Genomic DNA, 20,342 nt, shown 5'->3' with positions numbered 1-20,342 from the left:
CGGGCCTTCGAACAGGGCGCCCGGGCCGCCGGAAGGAGCCCTTCCGGCGGCCGTTCGGGCGTCCTCGGGGACGGCCGCCCCTTCGGTGGTACCGTCCCGCTGACCAGGTCGTTCCAGCGGTACAAGTCCGCGTGAACATCGGAGGGTTGGAACCGCATGGCGGAATCCAGCGTGCCGGACCCGAGCCGGCCGGAACCGAACACCCCCGAGGCCGCCGCCGTCGAACGGGACGCGGCCGAGGAGAAGTCGGCGTTCGCGCATCCGGCCGTCGACCCCGACGCGACGGAGGCGTACGGCCCGCACCCGGACCAGATCGTCGACTTCCACGCGCCCCGGGGCGGCGGCCCGGACCACCCCGAGGGGGCGGGCGGGGCGCCGCTGGTCGTGGTCTTCCACGGAGGCGCGTGGCGTACCCCGTACGACCGTCGGCACATCAGCCCGTTCGCGGACTTCCTGGCCCGGCGGGGGTTCGCGGTGGCGAACGTCGAGTACCGCAGGGGACGGGACGTCCCCGCTCCCCGCACGGGCCCCGAGGGCGGTCCGGTCGCCGGACGCTGGCCGGAGACCTTCGACGACGTCGCCGCTGCGATGGACGCCCTGCCGGAGCTGGTGGCCCGGGCGCTGCCCGGTACCGACATTCGCCGGACCGTCCTCACCGGCCACTCCGCGGGCGGCCAGCTCGCGCTCTGGGCGGCGGCACGCCACGTACTGCCCCGGGGCAGCGCCTGGCGCCTGGACCGCGCACCCGAACTGCGCGGAGTGGTGGCACTCGCCCCGATCGCCGACTTCGACCGGGCCACGGCGCTCGACGTATGCGGCGGCGCGGTCCGCCAACTCCTCGGCGCCGAGGACGACGAGGCGGCGGCGCGGCGCGCGGAGGCCGACCCGGCGCTGCTGCTGCCGACGGGCATCGCGACGACCGTGGTCCAGGGGTACGACGACATCGTCGTACCCCCGCCGGTCGCCGAGGCGTACGCCGACGCGGCGGCCCGCGCGGGCGAAACGGTGGGCCTGACACTCCTGGCGGAGGTGGGCCACTTCCCCCTGATCGACCCGTCGGCGGACGCGTGCGCGGTGGTGGCGGAGGAGATCGCGCAACTCGCCTGGTGACGGCCTGTACTCCGGGCGCCGGACCGCATCGGCTCGACCCCGGGTGGGACGGCCGCGACCGGGCTGATTACGGCCTGCTGGTCGGCATTCACCTTTGGGCTCAGTAGTCGATCACGTCGTCGGGTGAGGGGCCGGCGCCGTGTCGCGTGGCACAGGTGTGGCAGGTGTACTGGACTAGCGGCGGGCCGCTGGCTCGTTCGGTCACGCCGACTATGACGGGTGCGCCGGTGGGGTGTGCGCAGTAGGCGCAGGGTGGGGTGAAGGGGCGCGGGGTGTTGAGGAGCGATTCACGGGTCATGGTGTCGCCCCGGCGGGGACCCGGTGCACGCCGGGGGCGGCGCGGTGGCGGTCGAAGCCGAGTCCGGCCGAGGCGGTGGCGTGGAACCGCTCCCGCCGTTCCAGTCCCTGTGGGGCGGGAAGTAATCGGTGCAGCGTCCAGGTGGACGCATGGACGATAAGGTCTCGCAATGTCATCAGCTCCCATTAGCTGATCGGCGGGCCCCGATGGACCGGTCCTACGCGGCCTGTCGGGGCGTCTTCGTGTCCCGGTGAGGGGACTGCGCGTGCTACGGCAGCCCCGCCCCGAGGTTCGGGATGGGGCAGGGTGCCGCTTCGCGCATCAGTGGTTCAGGTGCCGGGAATCTCGCAGTACGCGAAGACCGGGCATGAACCGCGGAAGTGAACCGCCGCAGACGGGTTCCCGCAGCGGTGTCCACGTGAGCCAGCAGGAAAGACACCAGCGCGTGTCGGTGTGTTCGGGGTCGTGCTCCGGTACTCCACCGCAACGCGGGCACTCCTGCATGGACGCTCCTACACCGAGAGGTCGAATTCGCCCAGCTTCGCACCGCTCAGGAAGCCGGTCCACTCAATCGCCGTGAACTCGACCGTGCGTCCGGACACGGAACTGCGGACGGCTACGACCCCGGGAACGTTCGTCGCCACCTCGACGCAACGGGGGTTGCTGTTGTTGTACGTGCAGGCAGTCGACGTGCGGAACTCGAACTCGGGAAACACGTCCATGACCCTTCCTTTCTTCGCAGTGTGGGGAGTCGGTCCCCACGGCCGTCTCGCGACCCGTCCAGCCGTCGAAGACTCTCGCGACGGGACGGGGGTCGGGAGCGTGCCGGAGGGCGTTCATGTGGTGTCGGCGATGGGCTGGTGCCCTCTGGCTTGGTGGCGTCGGCGCAGGATGCGGCAGTCGGTGGCGCGTGAGTAGTCCCCGACCCGTACGGCTTCCTTCTCCCGCATGGTGAGGTCGCGGCAGGTCTCGCACTCGGCCGTGGTCGGCGTCCGGGCGAAGGCGTCGGCGAGGAGCGCGGCCTGCTCGGGGGTGGGCCGATCGCGGAGCCCGAAGCTGTGGGGGTCGTAGGACGGACAGTCCATTCCGCTGTCCCGGTCGCCGCATCCACAGCCGTGACGGGCGGAGATGCCCCACTCGACGTCACTTCCGGACCGATGGCACCAGGCGAGCCAGACATGCCCCCGGTCCGGGGCGGGCAGTTCGCACAGGACGGCGATATGCGAGCCCGCGTGTCCGTGGCCGATCCGGCAGGCGATACGGCTCCGGAACCGGTCGGGGTCGGTGGCGGGAAAGCACGGAAGTACCAGTTCCCGGATCTTCGCGCCGACGGTGAGTTTCTCGTCGCACGTCATCACGTCAGATGTCCTCTGCTGCTGCGCTTGTTGATCTCGGTGAGGGACGGGCGGAGAAGGTCGGTGGTCTTCACGGGCCGCAGGTCGGTGGGGAAGGCGTCCCATTCGATGCCGCCACCGAGGGGGCGGAGCGCGTAACGCGGCGGCGTCCGGGCCACCACCCGTCCGATGCGGTCCCGCGCGGTGTCCCGAACGGTGTCGCCGACCTGCGGCTCCCACGGGCCGGGGTGGTCGTCACCGAGCACGTCCACGTCCCCGGCGCAGGCGGATCGACTCGTTCTGAAGCAGCCGCCGAAGCCCGGCGAGGGCGGCGACGAGGGTGCCGGGGTCGCGGGTGTAGCCGGCGCGGGGCACCCAGTCGGGGGCGAGACCCCAGTAGCCGCCCGCCGCGAGCAGCGCGACGAGTAAGGCGGCTTCCCGCTCCGGGGGTTCAGCGGTGATGCGGTTCATGTCCTGCCCTCCGACGTGACGCAGCGTTGTCGCTCTGTGCTCGCTCTAGGCAACGCCGCGATCACCGACAGCGGTACCGTGGTGACGGAACCCGCGCGTAAATCCGCTAAACGGCCGCTCAACGCGAGGAGTTGACCTTCGTTGGCAACCCGCGAACCGAACACACGTCTGGCAACCCTCCTCCACGAGACCGGATGGACCCACCGCCAGTTCGCGCAAGCAGTCAACCGAATCGGCACCGAACGCGGCACTCCCACCAAGTACCAATCGCCATCGGTCAGTCAATGGCTGGGTGGGTATGTGCCGAAGGAATCAACGCGTCCGTTGATTCGTGAGGCGTTGGCCCGGAGGCTCGGGCGCCCGATCACCCTTGCCGAGGCCGGATTTCCCGCATCGGCCGATCCGCCCGGAGATACCGGGACCGTCGTTGACGATCTTATTGACCTCGGGACCGCCGACATGTTGCCCGGACGGCGCAGCGTCATAGGCACAGTGAGCCTATTCTCCGCCGCTCTGGCAGTTCCGAACTGGCCAGAGGTCATAGGGAGAATGGAGTCGGTGCAGTCCGGCGTGATGGCGAGCATCGGGATGTCGGATGTCGATATGGTCGCCGAAATAATGGATCAATTAAACGACATCTACAACAAGCGCGGCGGGCGCGTCACACGCCCGATGGCTGCAACATTTTTAGCTAATACCGTTGCGCCCTGTCTTCGCGCAGAAGCATCCGATGATGTCCGCAAGGCCATGATGACCGCCGCCGCATTCTCGTGTTACATCACCGGCTGGATGGCGGTGGACGAGGGGCTGCACGGTCTTGCGCAGAAATATTACACCAAAGCCTTGGAATTGGCGGGCGCGAGCAGTGACTATCTGACGTACTGTCATGTGCTCCGGGGTATGTCGGTTCAGGCCGCAGACCTCGGTCATGGTGCTTCCGCTACCCGCCTGGCCAATGCCGCAGCTTCCGCTGCCCCGATAACGGGCCCGCTCATGCGTGCTTTCATGGCAGGTCAACAAGCGCACAGTTTCGCCCTTTCGGGCGACCGTGCTGCCGCGCTGCGCAGCATCGCAGAAACAGAACGAGCGATGGAGGTGGCTGGCAGCGGAAAGGCTCAGCTGGGAGGGTATACGCTAGCCACCCTGGCATATCACACCGCGCAGGTTCGTTATGCGTTGGGAGATGTGGCCGGCAGTGTTGACTCTCTTGAGTCTCACTTCCAGTTGAGAGCTCCGACTGATTCACGGGTTACCGAATTGCGCTTCCGCTCCATGTTGGCAGAGCGACAGTTGGAGCTGGGCCATCTGGAATTGGCATGCGCCACATGGGGTCAAGTCCTGGAAAAGCATTCCGGCCTCCAGTCGGGGGCAGTCGATAATTTCGTTGCGAATATCGCTGGCCGCCTCCAGTCTTACCGCCTCAACCCGACGGCGAAGGAAGTGTACGAGAAGGCATTGACCGCTACTCGGCGCTGAATGCCGAGAGCCCTCTGTTCCCGACGTTCTTGGGCGCCGCTCAGTGCGAGGAGTTGACCGTCAATGGAAAACTGCGAACGCCTCGGTCCGGAAAATTTATTCCCTCAGCGGCGGCTATTCATGGGGGTGGGGCTCTTCTCCGTTGCCGTGGGTATTCCGAATTGGCTGGACGTTGCCGGGCGGATGGAAGCCGTTCAATCGCGAACCGTTTCGCGTATCGGAATGCCGGACGTCGACATGGTCAAAAAGATGACGGATCAATTCGAGGAATTGTACGGCCAGTTTGGTGGGAGGCGCTCGCGGCCGATGGCGGCGCGATTCTTGGCGAACACCGTAGTGCCTTATTTGCATGCAGATGCTTTCGATGGCGTCCGCAAAGCCATGCTGTCGGCCGCGTCACTTCTCTCCTATCTGACCGGCTGGATGGCGGTCGACGAAGGTCTTCATGGGCTTGCCCGGGAGTACTACGCCAAAGGATTGGAACTGGCGAGTGCTGGCGCCGACCATCTGACGTACTGTCGCGTCCTGCGAGGGATGAGCGTTCAGGCCGCCGACCTCGGACACGGGGAAATCGCGGTTCGCCTGGCAAATGCTGCCGCTGCCACATCCGCCGAGGCGGGGCCACGAATGAGTGCATTCATGGCAGGGCAGCAGGCACATTCATTTGCCGTAGCCGGAGAAAAGAGTTCGGCGCTACGCAGCATTATGGAGACGGAGCGGGCCGTAGACGTAGCGGAAAGTGGGTCGGGATCTTTTGGAGGTTACGGGCCAGCTACCCTGGCGTATCATGCGGCGCAGGTCAGATACGCCTTGGGGGATGTATCGGGCAGCATTGAGTCCCTTAAGCTGTATTTCCAGTTGCGTGGCCCCTCGGAGACTCAGGTTTCAGGAATCCGTTTTCAGCTCATGCTGGCCGAACGCCAGCTTGAACTGGGGCATCTGGAGGCGGCCTGCGCAACGTGGAGTGAAGTCCTGGACAAGTACCCTGCCATGCATTCCGGGAGAGTTGACAGGCGGGTCAGGGCGATCTCTCGCCTCCTTCTGCCGTATACCTCCAATGGGCTTGCCCGGGATATTTCCGAGAGGTCCCGCCATCTTTCCCGGGCAGCCTGAAAAGTAGTGTGCCCCGCGCTCGCCCCCTCGACGGTGACGAGTGCGGGGCGCGCTCGGCCGTGGGGTCATCGTGTCGTGGGGGCGAGGGGCTTCGTGTTCGGGGGGTTCCAGGTGCGGAGGGCCGAGGCTGCCGACAGGAGGACCGGGATCGCGGCCAGGGCGAAGCAGAGGGGGAGCGGGAGTCGGCCCACCAGCAGGCCCACCGCCGCCGTCGCCCCCGACGAGCCCGCGTTGAGCGCCGTGTTCACCCAGGCGCCCGCCGTGGTGCGGAGCGCCGGGTCGGCGGACTCGTCGGCGATCAGATAGGCCGTGGTCAGCGCCGGTGCGATGAAGAGTCCGCCGAGTGCCGCCGCCGCGACGAGTACCGCCGGATGCGGGGCGAACCCCGTCCCGGCCAGCGTCAGCCCCAGCGCCACCGCGAGAAACGCCAGCCGTGTCCGGCTCGCCGCGCGCCAGGAGATCGCGCCGTAGACCAGCCCGCCGACCGCGCTGCCCGCGGACATCGCGGCCAGTGCCCAGGCGACGGTCGCCCCGGGTGCCCCGTGTGCATCGGTGTAGGCGATCACCAGCAGGTCGAACGCGCCCAGGCAGATGCCGACCGCCGCCGCGGCGGCGGTCGCCTGACGCAGCCCGGGGTTGCTCCGCCGTCCCCCTCGGCGTGCGGCGGAGGGCCGTTCGTCCGACGCGGGCCGTGTCGCCTTGTGGCCCGTCCGGTCGCGTACCGGCGGCGCCGAGACCAGGGCGAGCGTGCCGGTCAGTACGAGCGCGGCGCTGACCGCGAGACCGGCGGACGCCGTCGCGAACTGGGCCAGCACCCCCACCACCAGCGGGCCCGTGACGAAGAGGAGTTCCTCGGCGACCCCGTCCAGGCTGTACGCGCGCCGCAGCAGCGCCCGGTCGGGCACCAGGTCGCTCCAGAGCGTCCGCATCACCGGGCCGAGCGGTGGTGTGCACATCCCGGCGGGCACGGCCAGAGCTCCCAGCAGAACGCCCGGCGCCCCCGGCCACGAGGTCGCGACGGCCAGCGCCGTCAGCGACAGAGCGTAGCCGGCGGCCATCGGGAGCAGGGCCCGGCGGGGCCCGTGGCGGTCGACGAGTCCGGCCCTCGCAGGGGAGAGCAGCACGCTGGTCAGCCCGAACAGGGCCATGACGGTTCCGGCCACGGCATACGAACCGGTGGCGCCCTTGACCGCCAGGATCAGCGACAGGGAGACCATTCCGTAGGAGAGACGGCCCAGCAGGGCCGCCCCGAAAGTGCGGCAGGCGTAAGGGGTACGCAGTACGGCCGCGTACGAGGGCGCGGCCGGCGGCGGCGCCGGAGAAGCAGACATGGTGGTGTTCCTCAAGGCCGAACGCCCGGGTCGGGGGCGCTCTTCGACGTGCGTGCGGGGACGGCGAGGACCGCGCCCGGCGGCCGGATGATTCGGCGGCCCGGTGCGCGGCTGTGCCGACGCCTATGCACGGAAGAGGAACATCCGCGCACCGTAACAGCGCGCGGCCGGGCGGACCAGACCGGGGCCGGGAGACGGCCGTCGCGGGCGGGGCGGAATTCGTCCGCGTACCCGGGCATGATCGGCGGGGGCCGTGCGTTGTCGAAACCGATGGGCGGCGGTGGAACGGGGGTTCACCGCCGCCCGGCCCGAACGCCCCGTGAGGAGAAGCGGAGTGCGCCCCGATTTCCCGGTGATGGGGCGTGATCGGCCGTCGCGCTGGCCGAATTCCGTACCGCCCCCGATACTCGGGCCATGGCTCAAGGACCCGCCGCCCCCCGTGCCCTGTCCGACGACGAGCTGTCGAAGCTGCTGTCGGCAGGCAGGTTCGGCACGCTCGCGACCCTGAAGCGCGACGGGCATCCGCATCTGACGACGATTCTGTACCACTGGGATCCGGAGTCCCGGACGGTACGTTTCTCCACGCTCGCGGGCCGCGCCAAGGCCGGGCACGTCCGCCGCAACCCGCTCGCCTCGGTCCATGTGCAGGGGCCCGACATCTGGTCGTTCGCGGTCGCCGAAGGGGAGGCGGAGGTCACCGCGCCGACGGTCGTGGCCGGTGACGAGGTCGGCCGGGAACTGCTGTCGATGATCCCGGCGGCGGCCCGGCCCGCGACCCCGGCGGACGAGGCGGCGTTTCTGGAGCAGCAGGTGGCGGAGAGCCGGGTCGTCATCCGGCTGCGGGTGAGCCGGCTCTACGGCACAGCGCTCGACATCTCCTGACCTGCTGATCTTCTCGGGTGACCCGGTGCGGTCCGGCGTGATGGGATTTGGAGGTGACGACGACGATCCGCCTCCGTACCGACGACGATCTCCCGGCCTGTGCCGCCGTACTCGCCGCGGTGCACACCGGCGACGGCTATCCCGTGGACTGGCCCGCCGACCCCGGCCGCTGGCTCTCGCCCGGCTCCCTGCTCGGTGCCTGGGTCGCCGTGGACGGCGCCGGACGGGCCGGTTCCGGTGTCGTCGCGCATATCGCCCTGTGCGCGCCCGGCGACGGTGACCTGGCCCCCGGGCTGTGGTCCCGCCACAGCGGTACGCCGTCGTCCGGGACGGCCGTCGTCAGCCGGTTGTTCGTCGCCCCCGGCGCCAGGGGCCGGAATCTGGGGGAGCGGCTGCTGGCCGGGGCCGCCGAGCACGCCGCGCGTCTCGGGCTCCATCCGGTGCTCGACGTGGTGGAGTCCGACCGGGCCGCCGCCGCGCTCTACGAACGCCTCGGCTGGCGGCGGCTCGCGGCCACCGGCCAGCGCTGGGCCTCGGGGCGGACGGTGACACTGCTCTCGTACGCCGCCTGATCCGCCCGGGGGCCTCTTTCACGCGGTACGTCAGCCCTGCGGGGCGGGCCCCGCCCCGGCGCCGGGGCCGTAGACCTGGTCGCGGTGTTCCCGCCAGCGCGCCATCAGCTGCGGCAGCTCTCTCTCGATGAACTCGAAGAAGCCGAGCGTCTCCGCCATCCGCGCCCCGGCCGGGCTGTCCGGGCCGAGGGATTCGATGCCGTGCCGCAGGGTCTCCTCCCAGCGGCGGATGATCTGCTCGCGGCTGGTCAGCGCCTCGTACCACTGGTCGGAGTGGACCCGGTAGCGCTCCCGTCGCGAGCCCGGCTCGCGCTCCCGCGACAGCATGTTGACCCCGGCGAGATAGCGGACCGCGCTCGAAACCGCCGCCGGGCTGACCTTCAGCCGCTCGCCCAGCTCGGCCGAGGTCAGCTGGCCCTCGTCCGAGGAGAGGATCGCCGCGAAGACCCGGGCCGACATCCGGGCCATCCCGGCCTCCACCAGCTGCGCGGCGAACCGTTCGACGAAGGCGGAGACCGCCGCCTCGTCCCGCTTCTCCGGCCGCCGCCGCTGCTCGGTCGTCATGCCCCGGTCCTCACGATCCCGCGTCCCGCACTCCGCGTGGCGCGGGTGCGTCCAGATTGTCACGTTCCGTCGCCGCTACCGGCTCCGGACTTTCGATTTTATACACTTCCTTAACTTCACAAATTTCTGAAGGAAGCGTACTTTCGAAACCATGACGAAGGCCATCACCGTCTCCGGACTCCACAAGTCCTTCGGCCGTACGCACGCCCTCGACGGACTCGATCTCACCGTCGGGACGGGGGAGGTGCACGGCTTCCTCGGACCCAACGGCTCCGGCAAGTCGACCACCATCCGGGTACTGCTCGGGCTGCTCCGCGCCGACGCCGGAACGGCCCGGCTGCTGGGCCGCGACCCCTGGCGCGACGCCGTCGAACTGCACCGCAGACTCGCGTACGTACCCGGGGACGTCACCCTCTGGCGGAATCTCTCCGGCGGCGAGGTCATCGATCTGTACGGGCGGCTGCGCGGCGGACTCGACCGGGCCCGGCGGGCCGAGCTGATCGAGCGGTTCGAGCTGGACCCCACCAAGAAGGGGCGCACCTACTCCAAGGGGAACCGGCAGAAGGTCGCCCTGGTCGCCGCGTTCGCCTCCGACGTCGACGTACTCGTTCTCGACGAACCCACGTCCGGGCTCGACCCGCTGATGGAGGAGGTCTTCCAGGAATGTGTGCTCCGGGAGCGCGACCGGGGCCGGACCGTGCTGCTGTCCTCGCACATCCTGTCCGAGGTGGAGACCCTCTGCGACCGGGTGTCGATCATCCGGCGTGGCCGGACGGTGGAGACCGGTTCACTCGCCGACCTCCGGCACCTCACCCGTACCAGTGTCACCGCCGAACTCGCCGCGCCGCCGCCCGAAGGGCTCAGCCGGCTGCCGGGTGTCCACGACCTCGACGTCCGGGGCCAACGGGTCCGGCTCCAGGTCGAGACGGACAAGCTGGACGCGGTCCTGCGGGCGCTCACCGAATCCGGCGTACGGTCGCTGACGAGTACGCCGCCGACGCTGGAGGAGCTGTTCCTGCGGCACTACGCGGCGGACGGCGACGGCGCCTCCGGTTCGGCGGGGGCGGCGGGCGCGGCGGTCGGTGCCGGTTCCGCCGGAGTCGCCGGTTCGGCCGGTTCCGCTGACGGGGGCGGGCGATGAGTACCGTCTCCGCCGTCCCCACCCCGGCGCCGGGCCCCGCTTCCGGCCGCCGCCCGGTCGGCGCGGGCCGTCAACGGCCCTACGCCGGGACCGGCACCCTCTTCCGGCTCGCCCTCCGCCAGGACCGGATCATGCTCCCGGTCTGGGTACTCGTCCTCTCCGTGATCGTCGTCAGCGGCGCCGGAACGATCGAGGGGCTGTACGACACCCAGGCCGAGCGAGCCGAGTTCGCCGACTCCATGAGCACCAACGGCTCCCTCCGCGCCCTCTACGGAACCGTCTTCGGCGACTCCGTCGGCGCCCTCGTCGCCTGGCGCTTCGGGGTCTCCACCGCCGTACTCGCCGCCGTGATGAGCCTGCTGATCGTCGTCCGGCACACCCGCGAGGAAGAGGAGACCGGCCGCCAGGAGATGATCGCCTCCGGGATCGTCGGCCGCCGGGCGGGACTGACCGCCGCGCTGCTGACCGCGTTCGTCGCCAACGCCTCCATTGCCGCGTTCGTCGCCGCCGGACTCGCCGGGGCCACCGGCGACCCGGCGGGCGGGATCGCCCTCGGCCTCGGGATCGCCGGATTCGGCCTCCTCTTCGCCGGAGTGGCCGCGATCGTCGCCCAGTTCACCGAGAGCGCCCGGCTCGCTCGCGGCCTGACCGGCGCCGTACTCGGCCTCGCCTTCGGGCTCCGCGCGGCGGGCGACGCGGGCGACGCGCACGGCGACGCCGTACTGACCTGGCTCTCCCCCCTCGGCTGGGCCGGACATCTGCGGCCCTACGCCGGGGAACGGTGGTGGATCCTGCTGCTCTTCGCCGCCGCCGTACTCGGCCAGATCGCCCTCGCCTTCGGTCTCGCGGGCCGCCGTGACGTCGGCATGAGCTTCCTGCCCACCCGGCCCGGACCCGCCGAAGGACGTCTCGGCACCCCCGCCGCGCTCGCCTGGCGGCTCCAGCGGGGCGCCCTGTACGGCTGGACCGCCGGATTCCTGGCCGCCGGGATCCTCTTCGGCGGTATGGCCGACGGCGCGGCCGACCTGGTCGGCGAGAACGAGTCCACCCGCGAGATCTTCGAACGCATGGGCGGCCAGACCGGGATGACGGAAGCGTTCCTCGCGGCCATCGCCGGACTCTTCGGCATGCTCGCGGCGGTCTACGCCGTCGGATCCGTACTCCGGCTCCACGGCGAGGAAGCCGGACAGCGCGCCGAACCCCTGCTCGCCACCGCCGTCAGCCGCACCGCCTGGGCCGCGAGCCATCTGACCATCGCCCTCGGCGGCGCGGCCGTCGTCGTCACCGCCGCGGGCCTCGGCCTCGCCATCGGCCACGGCGAGGACACGGGCGCCGTGCTCGGGGCGGCGCTCGTCCTCCTCCCGGCGGTCTGGCTGCTGGCCGGGCTCGCGGTCCTCGTCCACGGGCTGCTGCCCCGCTACGCGCCCGCCGCCTGGGCCGTCGTCGGTACCGCCCTCGCCATCGGCTGGCTCGGCCCGGCGCTCGACCTCCCGGCGGGGGTGCTGGACCTGTCGCCGTTCAACCATCTGCCGAAGATGCCGGGGGAGGCGATGAACTGGCCGCCGGTCGTCATCCTGACGGGGGTGGCGGCGGCCCTGGTGACGGCGGGGGTGGTGGCGCTCCGGCGCCGCGACATCCTGACGGGCTAGCCCGTCCCCCGTGGGGTTCCTGGTGCCGGGGCCCGTCCCGGGGAGGGGAACGGTGCCACTTGAGGTCGGTGATCCACCTGCTGCCCGGTGGCTGGCTGGTCGCGCAGTCCCCGCGCCCCCAGACGGGCCCGTCCTCTTTACGAGGGCGGGGAAGGGGGAGATGGTCAGGGGCGCGGGGAACTGCGCGACCGGCCGCGGGCGGTCCGCAGGCCGCCGACAGCGCGCGGTTGTCGGGTGAGACCCGGGCAGTGGGGCCTCACCCGGAGGGCCAAGGCGCTGGGGGTCCCCCATTGCCGAAGGCACAGGGGGGCGGGGCGGAACTGCGCGATCCGCCACCGGTGGGCCGTGGCCGGTCAGGCGGGCAGTTTCATCAGGAGGAGCGGGTCGGTGGTGGGCCGGGGGGATCCTCCGGCGGGTTCGAGGGTGAGTCCGACGGCGCCCGCGTCGGCGGGGTCTCCGGTGAGGATCACGGTGCCGTCGTGGTCGATCAGACCGGCCGGGCGCATGGTGCCGTCGTGGGCGAGCCAGAGCTGGTAGGTCTTCCCGGCGGCCGGTGCGGGCAGGTTCGCGGCGGTGAAGACGGCCTTGTTCTGCCGCTCGGAGGAGACCACGGTGGTGTGGGCCCCGTTGGCGGCCTTGCCGTGGACGGTAAGCGCGTCCGGGGCCGCCAGCACGGCGCTGACGGCGTCGAGCTGCTGCCGCGCCTGCCGGGCCCGCTGTTCGAGGTCCCGTCCGTTCTGCGTCTGCCACACCGCGACCGCGCCCAGCGCGACCGCGGCCGCGCAGGCGGCCAGCGCCAGCGGTACCGCCCGGCGCCGCAGGATGCCGCCGAGGACGGGTGTGCCGCGCGGGGTGGGGATACGGGGGGGAAGCTGGCGTACGCCGTCGACGGCGGCCATGACCCGCGCCTTGGCCGCGGCGGGAGGGGCCTGGGCGACGGCCGCGGCGAGGCGTGCCGTGGTGGCTTCGAACCCGGCCGCTTCCCGCCGGCATGCCTCACACCTTCGGAGGTGGGCCTCGAAGTCCTTGCGCTCGGTGTCGTCGAGAGCGCCGAGGGCGTGGGCGGCCGCCAGGGTGTGGACGTCGGTGGCGTGGTGTTTCATGTGGTCACCCCCATGCAGTCGCGGAGCCGGATGAGCCCGTCGCGCATGCGTGTCTTGATGGTGGGAAGAGGCGTGCGCAGGGCTTCGGCGACTTCACGGTAGGTCAGGCCCCGGTAGTAGGCGAGGGTCACGGCCTGGCGCTGGATTTCGGTCAGTCCGCGCAGACAGCGGCGTACCTGTTCCGACTCCAGCCGGGTCTCGACCTGCTCGGCCACCTCGTCGAAGGCGGTGGTGTGTTCACGGGCGGCCCGGGCGTGCTCGCGGTCGGCCGCGGCCTGGGCGGACCGCACCCGGTCGACGGCGCGGCGGTGGGCGATGGTCGCCGCCCAGGTCCGGACGGAACCGGCGTCGGGCCGGTAGCGGGCGGCCTGGCGCCAGAGGTCGATCATGACTTCCTGGGCCACCTCCTCCGACTGGGCCCGGTCGCGCACGACTTTGAGCACGATGCCGAAGACCAGGGGTGCGAGGGCGTCGTAGAGGGTGGCGAACGCCTGCTTGTCGCCCTGGGCGACCTGCCGCATGACCTCGGTGATGTCGTCGGGGCCGGTATCCGCGAAACGGCCGGAGCCGAGGGGGATCGGTTGATTCACCTGTGCCGCCCCGACTGTGGCGAGAAGGCGAGGGGACGGCCCGGGGTGGCCGTCGGGGGGCGGGACGTCCATCGCATGCCGCTCCTTGTGTCGTCGCTCGTACGGGGCCGGACCGTGCCCCGGCCCGCGGCCCGGTTCGGTTCGTTTCGTTGAGTCTCCGGGGGCCTCACCTGTGCTTCGTAGCCGATGGGCCCGCGGATGGGAGATGTGTCCGGCACCCGTGCCGTCGCGGGAGAGAGTCCGGTCCGGCGGGCGCGTGCGGGCCGGGGACATCTCGTACGTATGCCTCTTCGGTATCGCCGCCCCTGTACGCGAAGCCGGCCGCCGCGCTTGTCGGCCCGGTGGTCTGCTCGGCCGACGGCCCTGACCCGGCGCCGGGTGCGACAACAAGGGGCGGTCGTTCTCACTCTTCCGGGGGTCGGACCAATCCGCCGGGCGGGGGCCGCCGAATGCCGGGTGTGAGCAGCTTCAGCGGGAAACTCGTCCGGGCCGCGGTCGGCGCGTCGGCCGGGCTTCTGTCTGCCTTCACGGCTCTGGCCGTGGCCGAGTTGGCGGCCGGGCTGGTGCGGCCCGCGGCCGGGCCGGTGACGGTCGTGGGCGGTGCGGTGATCGACCGTACTCCCGCCGCGGTGAAGGACTTCGCGATCCGTACGTTCGGCGAGAACGACAAGATGGTCCTGCGGCTGGGCATTCTCGCGATTCTCGCCCTCTTCGCCGTCGCCCTGGGCGTCCTCGCCCTGTCGTACCGGCGGGCGGGAGCCGTGGGCGTACTGCTGTTCGGGGTCGTCGGAACGGCGGCCGCTCTCAGCCGGCCCGACTCCACCGGTGCCGGGGACGCGCTGCCCTCGGCGGCCGGAGCCCTCGCGGGAGCCGCCGTCCTGTACGTGCTGGCGTCCGGAGCCGTCTCCGCCGGGGCCGGCGCGAACGACGAGGACGGCGCCCGGGGGCGGAGTCGGCGGCGCTTCCTCACCGAGGCCGGGGTGATCGCCGCCGCGGCGGCCTCGGCCGGTGCGCTGGGCCGCTTCTTCACCCACCGGCACGGCCGGGCCGCCGCCGCCTCCCGCGACAGCCTGGTCCTGCCCCGGCCCGCCTCCCCCGCCCCCGCCGTGCCGGCCGGTGTGCGGCTGAAGGTCCCCGGTATCACCGGCTTCACCACCCCCAACTCCGACTTCTACCGCGTCGACACCGCCTTGACCGTGCCCAGGGTCGACGCCGACACCTGGCGGCTGAGGATCCACGGCACGGGGGTCACCCGGCCGCGCACCTATACCCTCCGCCAGCTCCTGGCCCGTCCGCTGATCGAGCGCGACATCACCCTCACCTGTGTCTCGAACGAGGTCGGCGGCCCCTACGCCGGCAACGCCCGCTGGCTCGGCGTGCCCCTCGCCGCCCTCCTCCGGGACGCCGGGGTGAAGCCCCCCTCCCAGGGAGGCGGGGCCGACCAGCTGGTGGCCCGCTCGGTGGACGGCATGACGCTGGGCTCCCCGGTGGAGGACGTCATGGACGGCCGTGACGCCATGCTCGCCGTCGGAATGAACGGCGAACCGCTCCCCTTCGACCACGGCTTCCCCGTCCGCATGCTCGTCCCCGGCCTCTACGGATACGTCTCGGCCTGCAAGTGGATCACCGACATCGAACTCACCACCTTCGACGCCTACGACCCCTACTGGGTCAAGCGCAAGTGGGCCCGCAGGGCGCCGGTCAAGACCCAGTCCCGGATCGACACCCCCAAACCCTTCGCCCGCCCCGCCGCCGGCCCCGTCACGGTCGCGGGCGTCGCCTGGGCCCAGCGCCGCGGCATCACCCGCGTCCAAGTCCGGATCGACGACGGGCCGTGGCGGGACGCCGATCTCGCCGCCCAGGCCGGTATCGATACCTGGCGCCAGTGGTCCTACCGCTGGAACGCCACCCCCGGCGGCCACGACATCACCGTCCGTGCCACCGACGGCACCGGCCAGGTGCAGACCGAACAACGTGCCCGCACCGTCCCCGACGGGGCCACCGGTCGGCACAGCGTCTTCGTCACCGTCACCTAGACCACCCGGGCGGCAGACCGGCCGCACCCGGGCAGCACGACCAGCGATACCGGCAATCCAGCAGAAACAGCACCTCAAGGAGCAATCGATGACGAACACGATGAAGATCCGCCGTACCGCGATCGCCGTAGCCGCAGCGGCCGTGCTGCCCTTCTCCCTGGCCGCGTGCTCCGACTCCGGCGGCGACGACACCAAGGCCGCCCCCACCGCGGACGCGCCGGCGGATTCGGTCGCCCCCACCGAAGAGCCGATGACCGGCGGAAAGCCGTTCGGATCCGCCTGCGCGGGTGTGCCGAAGGAAGGCGCGGGCTCCTTCGACGGCATGGCGAAGGACCCGGTGGCCACCGCTGCCTCGAACAACCCGGCCCTGTCCACCCTGGTCGCCGCCGTCAAGAAGGCCGGACTCGTCGACACCCTCAACAACGCCCAGGACATCACCGTCTTCGCGCCGACCAACGACGCCTTCGCGAAGATCCCGAAGGCCGACCTCGACAAGGTCCTCGCCGACAAGGCGGCCCTCACCAAGATCCTCACCTACCACGTCGTCGGGCAGAAGCTCACCCCCCAGCAGCTGAAGGCCGGCTCCTTCGAAACCCTCCAGAAGGGCATGATCGCCACCAAGGGTTCCGGCCAGGAGTACACCGTCAACGACACCTCCCAGGTCGTCTGCGGCAATGTCCGGACCGCCAACGCCCATGTCTACATCGTCGACACCGTCCTCATGCCCCAGTAGCCCCCGGCCCTCCCGGTCGCGCCCGGCGGCCTGATCCTGTCCGCGGTCCGCAGGCCGCCGACAGCGTCAGTGCGCCGGGCGCGGGCCCGGGTCGTTCGGGCGCTCCCCGGGGCTACAGCTCCACCGGGAGGGCGTGGACGCCGCGGATGACGTAGCCCGGTTTCCACTCCGGGGTACCGGCGAGCCGCAGCGTCGGCGTCTCGCGGAGGAGTTCGCCGAAGGAGGCCGCCAGTTCGAGGCGGGCCAGCGGCGCGCCCAGGCAGAAGTGGATTCCGGCGCCGAAGGTGATGTGCGGGTTCTCCGTACGGGCGAGGTCGAGGGTGTCCGGGGCGGGGAAGCGGGCCGGGTCGCGGTTGGCCGAGCCGAAGAGGAGGGCGAGTTCCGCGCCTCTCGGGACGACCGTGCCGCCGATCTCGATGTCGTCGAGGACCCAGCGTTCGAACATCTGGAGCGGGGTGTCGTACCGCATCAGCTCCTCGACCGCCGTCGGCAGCAGCGAGTGGTCGGCGCGCAGGGCGGCCAGCTGTCCGGGGTGGCGGAAGAGGGTCCACCACCCGTTGGCGGTGGTGTTGACGGTCGCCTCGTGGCCCGCGTTCAGCAGCAGTACGCAGGTGGAGATCATTTCCTGTTCGCTGAGCCGGTCGCCCTCGTCGTACGCGGCGATCAGCGCCGAGATCAGGTCGTCGCCCGGATCGGTGCGCCGTTCGGCGATCAGGCCCCGCAGGTAGGCGGAGAACTCGACGGACGCGGTGACGGCCTTCCGCGCGGTCTCCTCCGACGGGTTCAGTTCGAACATGCCGCAGATATCGGCGGACCAGGGCCGCAGCAGGGGCCGGTCGCTCTCCGGGACGCCCAGCATTTCCGCGATCACGGCGACCGGGAGGGGTTCGGCGACGTCGGCGAGGAGGTCGCCGCCGCCCGCCTGCTTCAGTCCGGCGACGAGTTCGGCGGCCAGCCGTCGTACGGTCGGCTCCAGCGCGGCCACCGTACGGGGGGTGAACGCCTTGGTGATCAGCCGCCGGATCCGGGTGTGGTCGGGGGCCTCCAGGTCGAGGATCCCGTGGTCGTTGAGGGTGTGGAACGGTTCGTGGGCCGCCGGGGGCGGGGTCCGGCCGAACTCCTCGTGGGTGAAGCGGTGGAGGTACGTACGGCCCAGGCGCCGGTCCCGCAGCAGCGCCGACACATCCGCGTAGTGGGGGACCAGCCACTGCCCGGTCGGCTCGAACCAGTGCACCCGCCCGTCGGCCCGCAGCCGCTCGTAGGCGGGGTACGGATCGGCGACGAAAGCGGGTGACCATGGCTCGAAAAGTGCGTGCATATCCGGACGCTAACCGCCGGGAGGGGTCGCTGACCAGGGTCCCACCGGCCCGGATACCGAGAATCGGAAAAGCTACGAGGGTGTGACGAGCCGGGCCTCGTAGGCGAACACCGCCGCCTGGGTCCGGTCCCGCAGCCCCAGCTTCACCAGGACCCGGCTGACATGGGTCTTGATGGTGGACTCGGCGACCACCAGATGTTCGGCGATCTCCGCGTTCGACAGCCCCTGGGCGATCAGTACCAGGACCTCCGTCTCCCGCTCGGTGAGATCCCCGACCTGGGCCACCGCCCCCACCTTCGGGGCCTGGGTGAGCCGGGAGAACTCGTTGATCAGGCGGCGGGTCACGGTCGGCGCCAGCAGCGCCTCGCCCGCCGCGACGACCCGGACGCCGTCCGCGAGCTGCCGGGCCGAGGCGTCCTTCAGGAGGAAGCCGGACGCCCCGGCGCGCAGCGCCTGGTACACGTACTCGTCGAGATCGAAGGTGGTCAGTACCAGCACCTTGGACTCGGTCCGCGAGGCGATGATCTCGCGGGTGGCGTCGATGCCGTTCAGCTCCGGCATCCGGATGTCCATCAGGACCACGTCCGGCGCCAGCTCGGCCACCCGCTCGACCGCCTCCCGGCCGTTGACGGCCTCGCCGATGACCTCGATGTCCGGCATCGCGTTCAGCAGGACGGAGAAACCCTCCCGGACCATCATCTGGTCGTCGCAGATCAGGACCCTGATGGTCGAAGCGGTCACGGCGAGGGCTCCTCGGTGGTGGCGGGCGCGGGGGACTTCTTCAGCATGACGGGTGCCGTGGGCGCCTCGTCCCGGGGGGCCACCGGCTCGGCCGGGGCGACCGGGACGAACGCGGCCACCTCGTAGCCGCCGTCGGCCGTCGGGCCCGCCGTCAGCTCGCCTCCGAGCATCGCGACCCGCTCCCGCATGCCGGTGATCCCGTGCCCGGCGCCCGGCGACGGCTTGACCGGACCCTCCGGCGGGGTGTTGACCACCCGCAGGCCGAGGCCGCCGAGTACGTACGACACCTCCACCCGGGCCGTCGCGCCCGGCGCGTGCCGCAGCGCGTTGCTCAGCGCCTCCTGCACGATCCGGTACGCCGACAGCTCCACGCCCTGCGGCAGCGGCCGGACCGAACCGGTGACCACCTTCTCCGCGTCCAGACCCGTCTCCCGGACGTTCTCCAGCAGCCGGCCCAGATCGGCGAGTACGGGCTGCGGGGCGTCGGGGGCCTCGTAGTCCTCCGCGCGGACGACCCCGAGGATGCGGCGCAGCTCGGTCAGGGCGGCGACGGCGTTCTCGCGGATCGTGGCGAAGGCCTTCTCCAACTCCTCCGGCGGGTTCTCCACCCGGTAGGGCGCGGCCTCCGCCTGGATCGCGACGACGGACATATGGTGCGCGACGACGTCGTGCAGCTCACGGGCGATCGTGGTGCGCTCCTCCAGCAGGGTCCGCTTGTCCCGCTCCACGGCGGTCACGGTCCGTTCGGCGCGGACCTCCCGGTCGGCGGTCCTGCGGACATTGATCGCCACCGCGAGCAGCAGCGTCATCGCCAGCACGACGAGCATGTGCGCCATGTTGTCGTTGTAGTAGCCGCCGAGCACGATCTCCGCCGCCCCGGTGCTGAGCGCCGTGAGAATCCACATCCAGACCGCGGTCCTGGGCCGGGCCCACAGGGCGATCACAAACGTCACCAGCAGATGCGCGGCGAAAGTGCCCGGACTCCAGTGCCAGGAGTTGTAGTAGTTCGCGAGCAGCGGCGCCCAGACCGGCGACGCCAGGGAGAGCCAGAACGCGCCGACGGGCCGGATGACCACGAGCGCGATCAGCCCCGCCGGCCAGAGGCTCAGCGCGACCATGTCCGAAGTGACACCCATGAAAGTCGCCCCACTGAGGGCGACCAGACCCGCGACGGCCAGCAGAAAGGCGTGCGGGGTCCACCGGGCGTAATGGCGCATCCGGTCCGGCAGCAGCCGGATCAGCGGTCCGTCCGTCCGCATCGGCGGCAGCGGCCGATAGGCGAAGGCGTTGTGGAGGAGGTCCTCCCGTAGGCCCTGGAGGACCCCGGCGGCCAGGTGGTATTCGGGGCTGCGGGTCGTCTCTGTCACGCCTTCGAAGGTACGGGGCGGGCGGGGTGCCGTCGTCACCAAGGATGCGGATCCGTCGCGGTCCGCCTCAAGGACGACCCGCCTCCCCCTCCGGAGGTGCGCGCCAGCCTCGGGCCCCGTCCCCTGGTTTCCGGGTCGCGCCCGGCGGCCTGATGTTGTTCGCGGTCTGCACCCCGGTGGTGGGCTGGTCGCGCAGTTCCCCGCACCCCTGGGTTGCCCTTCTCGTCGCTCTTGGGAGGAGGCGGCCCCTCATCACCAAGGGCGAGGCCCTCTTCAGGGACGGTGCCGGGGAGAGCATTCAGGGGCGCGGGGAACTGCGCGAACAGCCACAGACGGCCTGCGGTCGCCCGACAACACCTGCCCGGCTGGGCGGGTGGCGTGGGCCCTCACCCGGAGGGCCGAGGCGCTGGGGTTCCCCATTGCCGAAGGCATAGGGGGCGGAACTGCGCGATCAGCCGCAGGCGGGCCGCAGGCCGCCGACAACGCTTCCGTGGCACACGGTGTCCGGGCCGG

General features: G+C 71.2%; 21 protein-coding genes. 9 read left to right on the top strand and 12 right to left on the bottom strand.

Going from position 1 to position 20,342, the window contains the following annotated elements; translation table 11 throughout:
* Positions 1–156: 156 nt before the first annotated feature.
* Positions 157–1,110: an alpha/beta hydrolase gene (locus tag ABZ714_RS17930; RefSeq protein WP_358826193.1), complete on the top strand. Its 954-nt coding sequence runs from the start codon at positions 157–159 to the stop codon at positions 1,108–1,110.
* A gap of 294 nt (positions 1,111–1,404) precedes the next feature.
* On the opposite strand, the gene ABZ714_RS17925 is transcribed toward ABZ714_RS17930, so the two are convergent.
* The 5 genes from ABZ714_RS17925 to ABZ714_RS17905 form a co-directional block, all read right to left on the bottom strand.
* A complete protein-coding gene (locus ABZ714_RS17925; RefSeq protein WP_358826192.1) occupies positions 1,405–1,584 on the bottom strand; it encodes a hypothetical protein in 180 nt (59 codons plus the stop codon).
* A gap of 336 nt (positions 1,585–1,920) precedes the next feature.
* On the bottom strand, positions 1,921–2,130 hold the full coding sequence (locus ABZ714_RS17920; RefSeq protein ID WP_358826191.1) for a DUF397 domain-containing protein: 210 nt from the start codon (positions 2,128–2,130) through the stop codon (positions 1,921–1,923).
* A 114-nt stretch (positions 2,131–2,244) separates the two neighbouring features.
* Complete coding sequence (locus ABZ714_RS17915; RefSeq protein ID WP_358826190.1) at positions 2,245–2,763, bottom strand: hypothetical protein; 519 nt, start codon at positions 2,761–2,763, stop codon at positions 2,245–2,247.
* Positions 2,763–3,008: a hypothetical protein gene (locus ABZ714_RS17910; protein ID WP_358826189.1), complete on the bottom strand. Its 246-nt coding sequence runs from the start codon at positions 3,006–3,008 to the stop codon at positions 2,763–2,765. Before ABZ714_RS17910 ends, ABZ714_RS17915 begins: the two co-directional genes overlap by 1 nt.
* Positions 2,998–3,213 carry a hypothetical protein gene (locus ABZ714_RS17905; protein WP_358826188.1) on the bottom strand — a complete coding sequence of 72 codons (216 nt, stop codon included), beginning with the start codon at positions 3,211–3,213 and terminating at the stop codon, positions 2,998–3,000. The genes ABZ714_RS17910 and ABZ714_RS17905 overlap by 11 nt, the downstream gene beginning before the upstream one ends.
* 141 nt (positions 3,214–3,354) lie before the next feature.
* Here ABZ714_RS17905 and ABZ714_RS17900 point away from each other — a divergent pair, with 141 nt between their 5' ends.
* Together ABZ714_RS17900 and ABZ714_RS17895 are read left to right on the top strand one after the other, a co-directional pair.
* Complete coding sequence (locus ABZ714_RS17900; RefSeq protein WP_358826187.1) at positions 3,355–4,689, top strand: tetratricopeptide repeat protein; 1,335 nt, start codon at positions 3,355–3,357, stop codon at positions 4,687–4,689.
* 63 nt (positions 4,690–4,752) lie between these two features.
* Positions 4,753–5,802: a transcriptional regulator gene (locus ABZ714_RS17895; RefSeq protein WP_358826186.1), complete on the top strand. Its 1,050-nt coding sequence runs from the start codon at positions 4,753–4,755 to the stop codon at positions 5,800–5,802.
* A gap of 65 nt (positions 5,803–5,867) precedes the next feature.
* On the opposite strand, the gene ABZ714_RS17890 is transcribed toward ABZ714_RS17895, so the two are convergent.
* The gene (locus tag ABZ714_RS17890) at positions 5,868–7,133 is read right to left on the bottom strand and encodes an MFS transporter (protein WP_358826185.1); all 1,266 of its coding nucleotides are present in this window, start codon (positions 7,131–7,133) and stop codon (positions 5,868–5,870) included.
* 414 nt (positions 7,134–7,547) lie between these two features.
* On the opposite strand from ABZ714_RS17890, the gene ABZ714_RS17885 reads away from it, so the two are divergent.
* Together ABZ714_RS17885 and ABZ714_RS17880 are read left to right on the top strand one after the other, a co-directional pair.
* Positions 7,548–8,015 carry a TIGR03618 family F420-dependent PPOX class oxidoreductase gene (locus ABZ714_RS17885; protein WP_358826184.1) on the top strand — a complete coding sequence of 156 codons (468 nt, stop codon included), beginning with the start codon at positions 7,548–7,550 and terminating at the stop codon, positions 8,013–8,015.
* Positions 8,016–8,068: 53 nt separating this feature from the next.
* A complete protein-coding gene (locus tag ABZ714_RS17880) occupies positions 8,069–8,587 on the top strand; it encodes a GNAT family N-acetyltransferase (protein ID WP_358826183.1) in 519 nt (172 codons plus the stop codon).
* Between the two features lie 30 nt (positions 8,588–8,617).
* Here the strand turns inward: ABZ714_RS17880 and ABZ714_RS17875 are convergent, their stop codons facing one another.
* Complete coding sequence (locus tag ABZ714_RS17875; RefSeq protein ID WP_358826182.1) at positions 8,618–9,151, bottom strand: MarR family transcriptional regulator; 534 nt, start codon at positions 9,149–9,151, stop codon at positions 8,618–8,620.
* Between the two features lie 151 nt (positions 9,152–9,302).
* On the opposite strand from ABZ714_RS17875, the gene ABZ714_RS17870 reads away from it, so the two are divergent.
* Together ABZ714_RS17870 and ABZ714_RS17865 are read left to right on the top strand one after the other, a co-directional pair.
* Positions 9,303–10,292, top strand: coding sequence for an ABC transporter ATP-binding protein (locus tag ABZ714_RS17870; protein ID WP_358826181.1), 990 nt, complete (start codon positions 9,303–9,305; stop codon positions 10,290–10,292).
* A 131-nt stretch (positions 10,293–10,423) separates the two neighbouring features.
* Positions 10,424–11,941 (top strand): ABC transporter permease, encoded by a 1,518-nt coding sequence (locus ABZ714_RS17865; protein ID WP_358826230.1) that lies wholly within the window; start codon positions 10,424–10,426, stop codon positions 11,939–11,941.
* A 353-nt stretch (positions 11,942–12,294) separates the two neighbouring features.
* Here ABZ714_RS17865 and ABZ714_RS17860 read toward each other — a convergent pair whose 3' ends face one another.
* Together ABZ714_RS17860 and sigK are read right to left on the bottom strand one after the other, a co-directional pair.
* Positions 12,295–13,044 carry an anti-sigma factor gene (locus tag ABZ714_RS17860; protein WP_358826180.1) on the bottom strand — a complete coding sequence of 250 codons (750 nt, stop codon included), beginning with the start codon at positions 13,042–13,044 and terminating at the stop codon, positions 12,295–12,297.
* Positions 13,041–13,634 carry an ECF RNA polymerase sigma factor SigK gene (gene sigK, locus ABZ714_RS17855; protein WP_358826179.1) on the bottom strand — a complete coding sequence of 198 codons (594 nt, stop codon included), beginning with the start codon at positions 13,632–13,634 and terminating at the stop codon, positions 13,041–13,043. The genes ABZ714_RS17860 and sigK overlap by 4 nt, the downstream gene beginning before the upstream one ends.
* A 449-nt stretch (positions 13,635–14,083) precedes the next feature.
* Here sigK and ABZ714_RS17850 point away from each other — a divergent pair, with 449 nt between their 5' ends.
* Both ABZ714_RS17850 and ABZ714_RS17845 read left to right on the top strand, forming a co-directional pair.
* Complete coding sequence (locus ABZ714_RS17850; protein ID WP_358826178.1) at positions 14,084–15,670, top strand: molybdopterin-dependent oxidoreductase; 1,587 nt, start codon at positions 14,084–14,086, stop codon at positions 15,668–15,670.
* An 88-nt stretch (positions 15,671–15,758) separates the two neighbouring features.
* Entirely contained in the window at positions 15,759–16,403 is a 645-nt protein-coding gene (locus ABZ714_RS17845) for a fasciclin domain-containing protein (protein ID WP_358826177.1), read from the top strand.
* A 112-nt stretch (positions 16,404–16,515) separates the two neighbouring features.
* Here the strand turns inward: ABZ714_RS17845 and ABZ714_RS17840 are convergent, their stop codons facing one another.
* The 3 genes from ABZ714_RS17840 to ABZ714_RS17830 form a co-directional block, all read right to left on the bottom strand.
* A complete protein-coding gene (locus tag ABZ714_RS17840; RefSeq protein WP_358826176.1) occupies positions 16,516–17,721 on the bottom strand; it encodes a cytochrome P450 in 1,206 nt (401 codons plus the stop codon).
* A gap of 72 nt (positions 17,722–17,793) precedes the next feature.
* Positions 17,794–18,462 (bottom strand): response regulator transcription factor, encoded by a 669-nt coding sequence (locus ABZ714_RS17835; protein WP_358826175.1) that lies wholly within the window; start codon positions 18,460–18,462, stop codon positions 17,794–17,796.
* On the bottom strand, positions 18,459–19,829 hold the full coding sequence (locus ABZ714_RS17830; RefSeq protein ID WP_358826174.1) for a sensor histidine kinase: 1,371 nt from the start codon (positions 19,827–19,829) through the stop codon (positions 18,459–18,461). The genes ABZ714_RS17835 and ABZ714_RS17830 overlap by 4 nt, the downstream gene beginning before the upstream one ends.
* Between the last annotated feature and the right edge of the window lie 513 nt (positions 19,830–20,342).

Origin of the sequence: Streptomyces sp. NPDC006798, assembly GCF_040635975.1 — a bacterium.
Lineage (GTDB): Bacteria > Actinomycetota > Actinomycetes > Streptomycetales > Streptomycetaceae > Streptomyces.
Note: the sequence above shows the minus strand (reverse complement) of the source record. Positions and strands in the feature narration are given on the sequence as shown.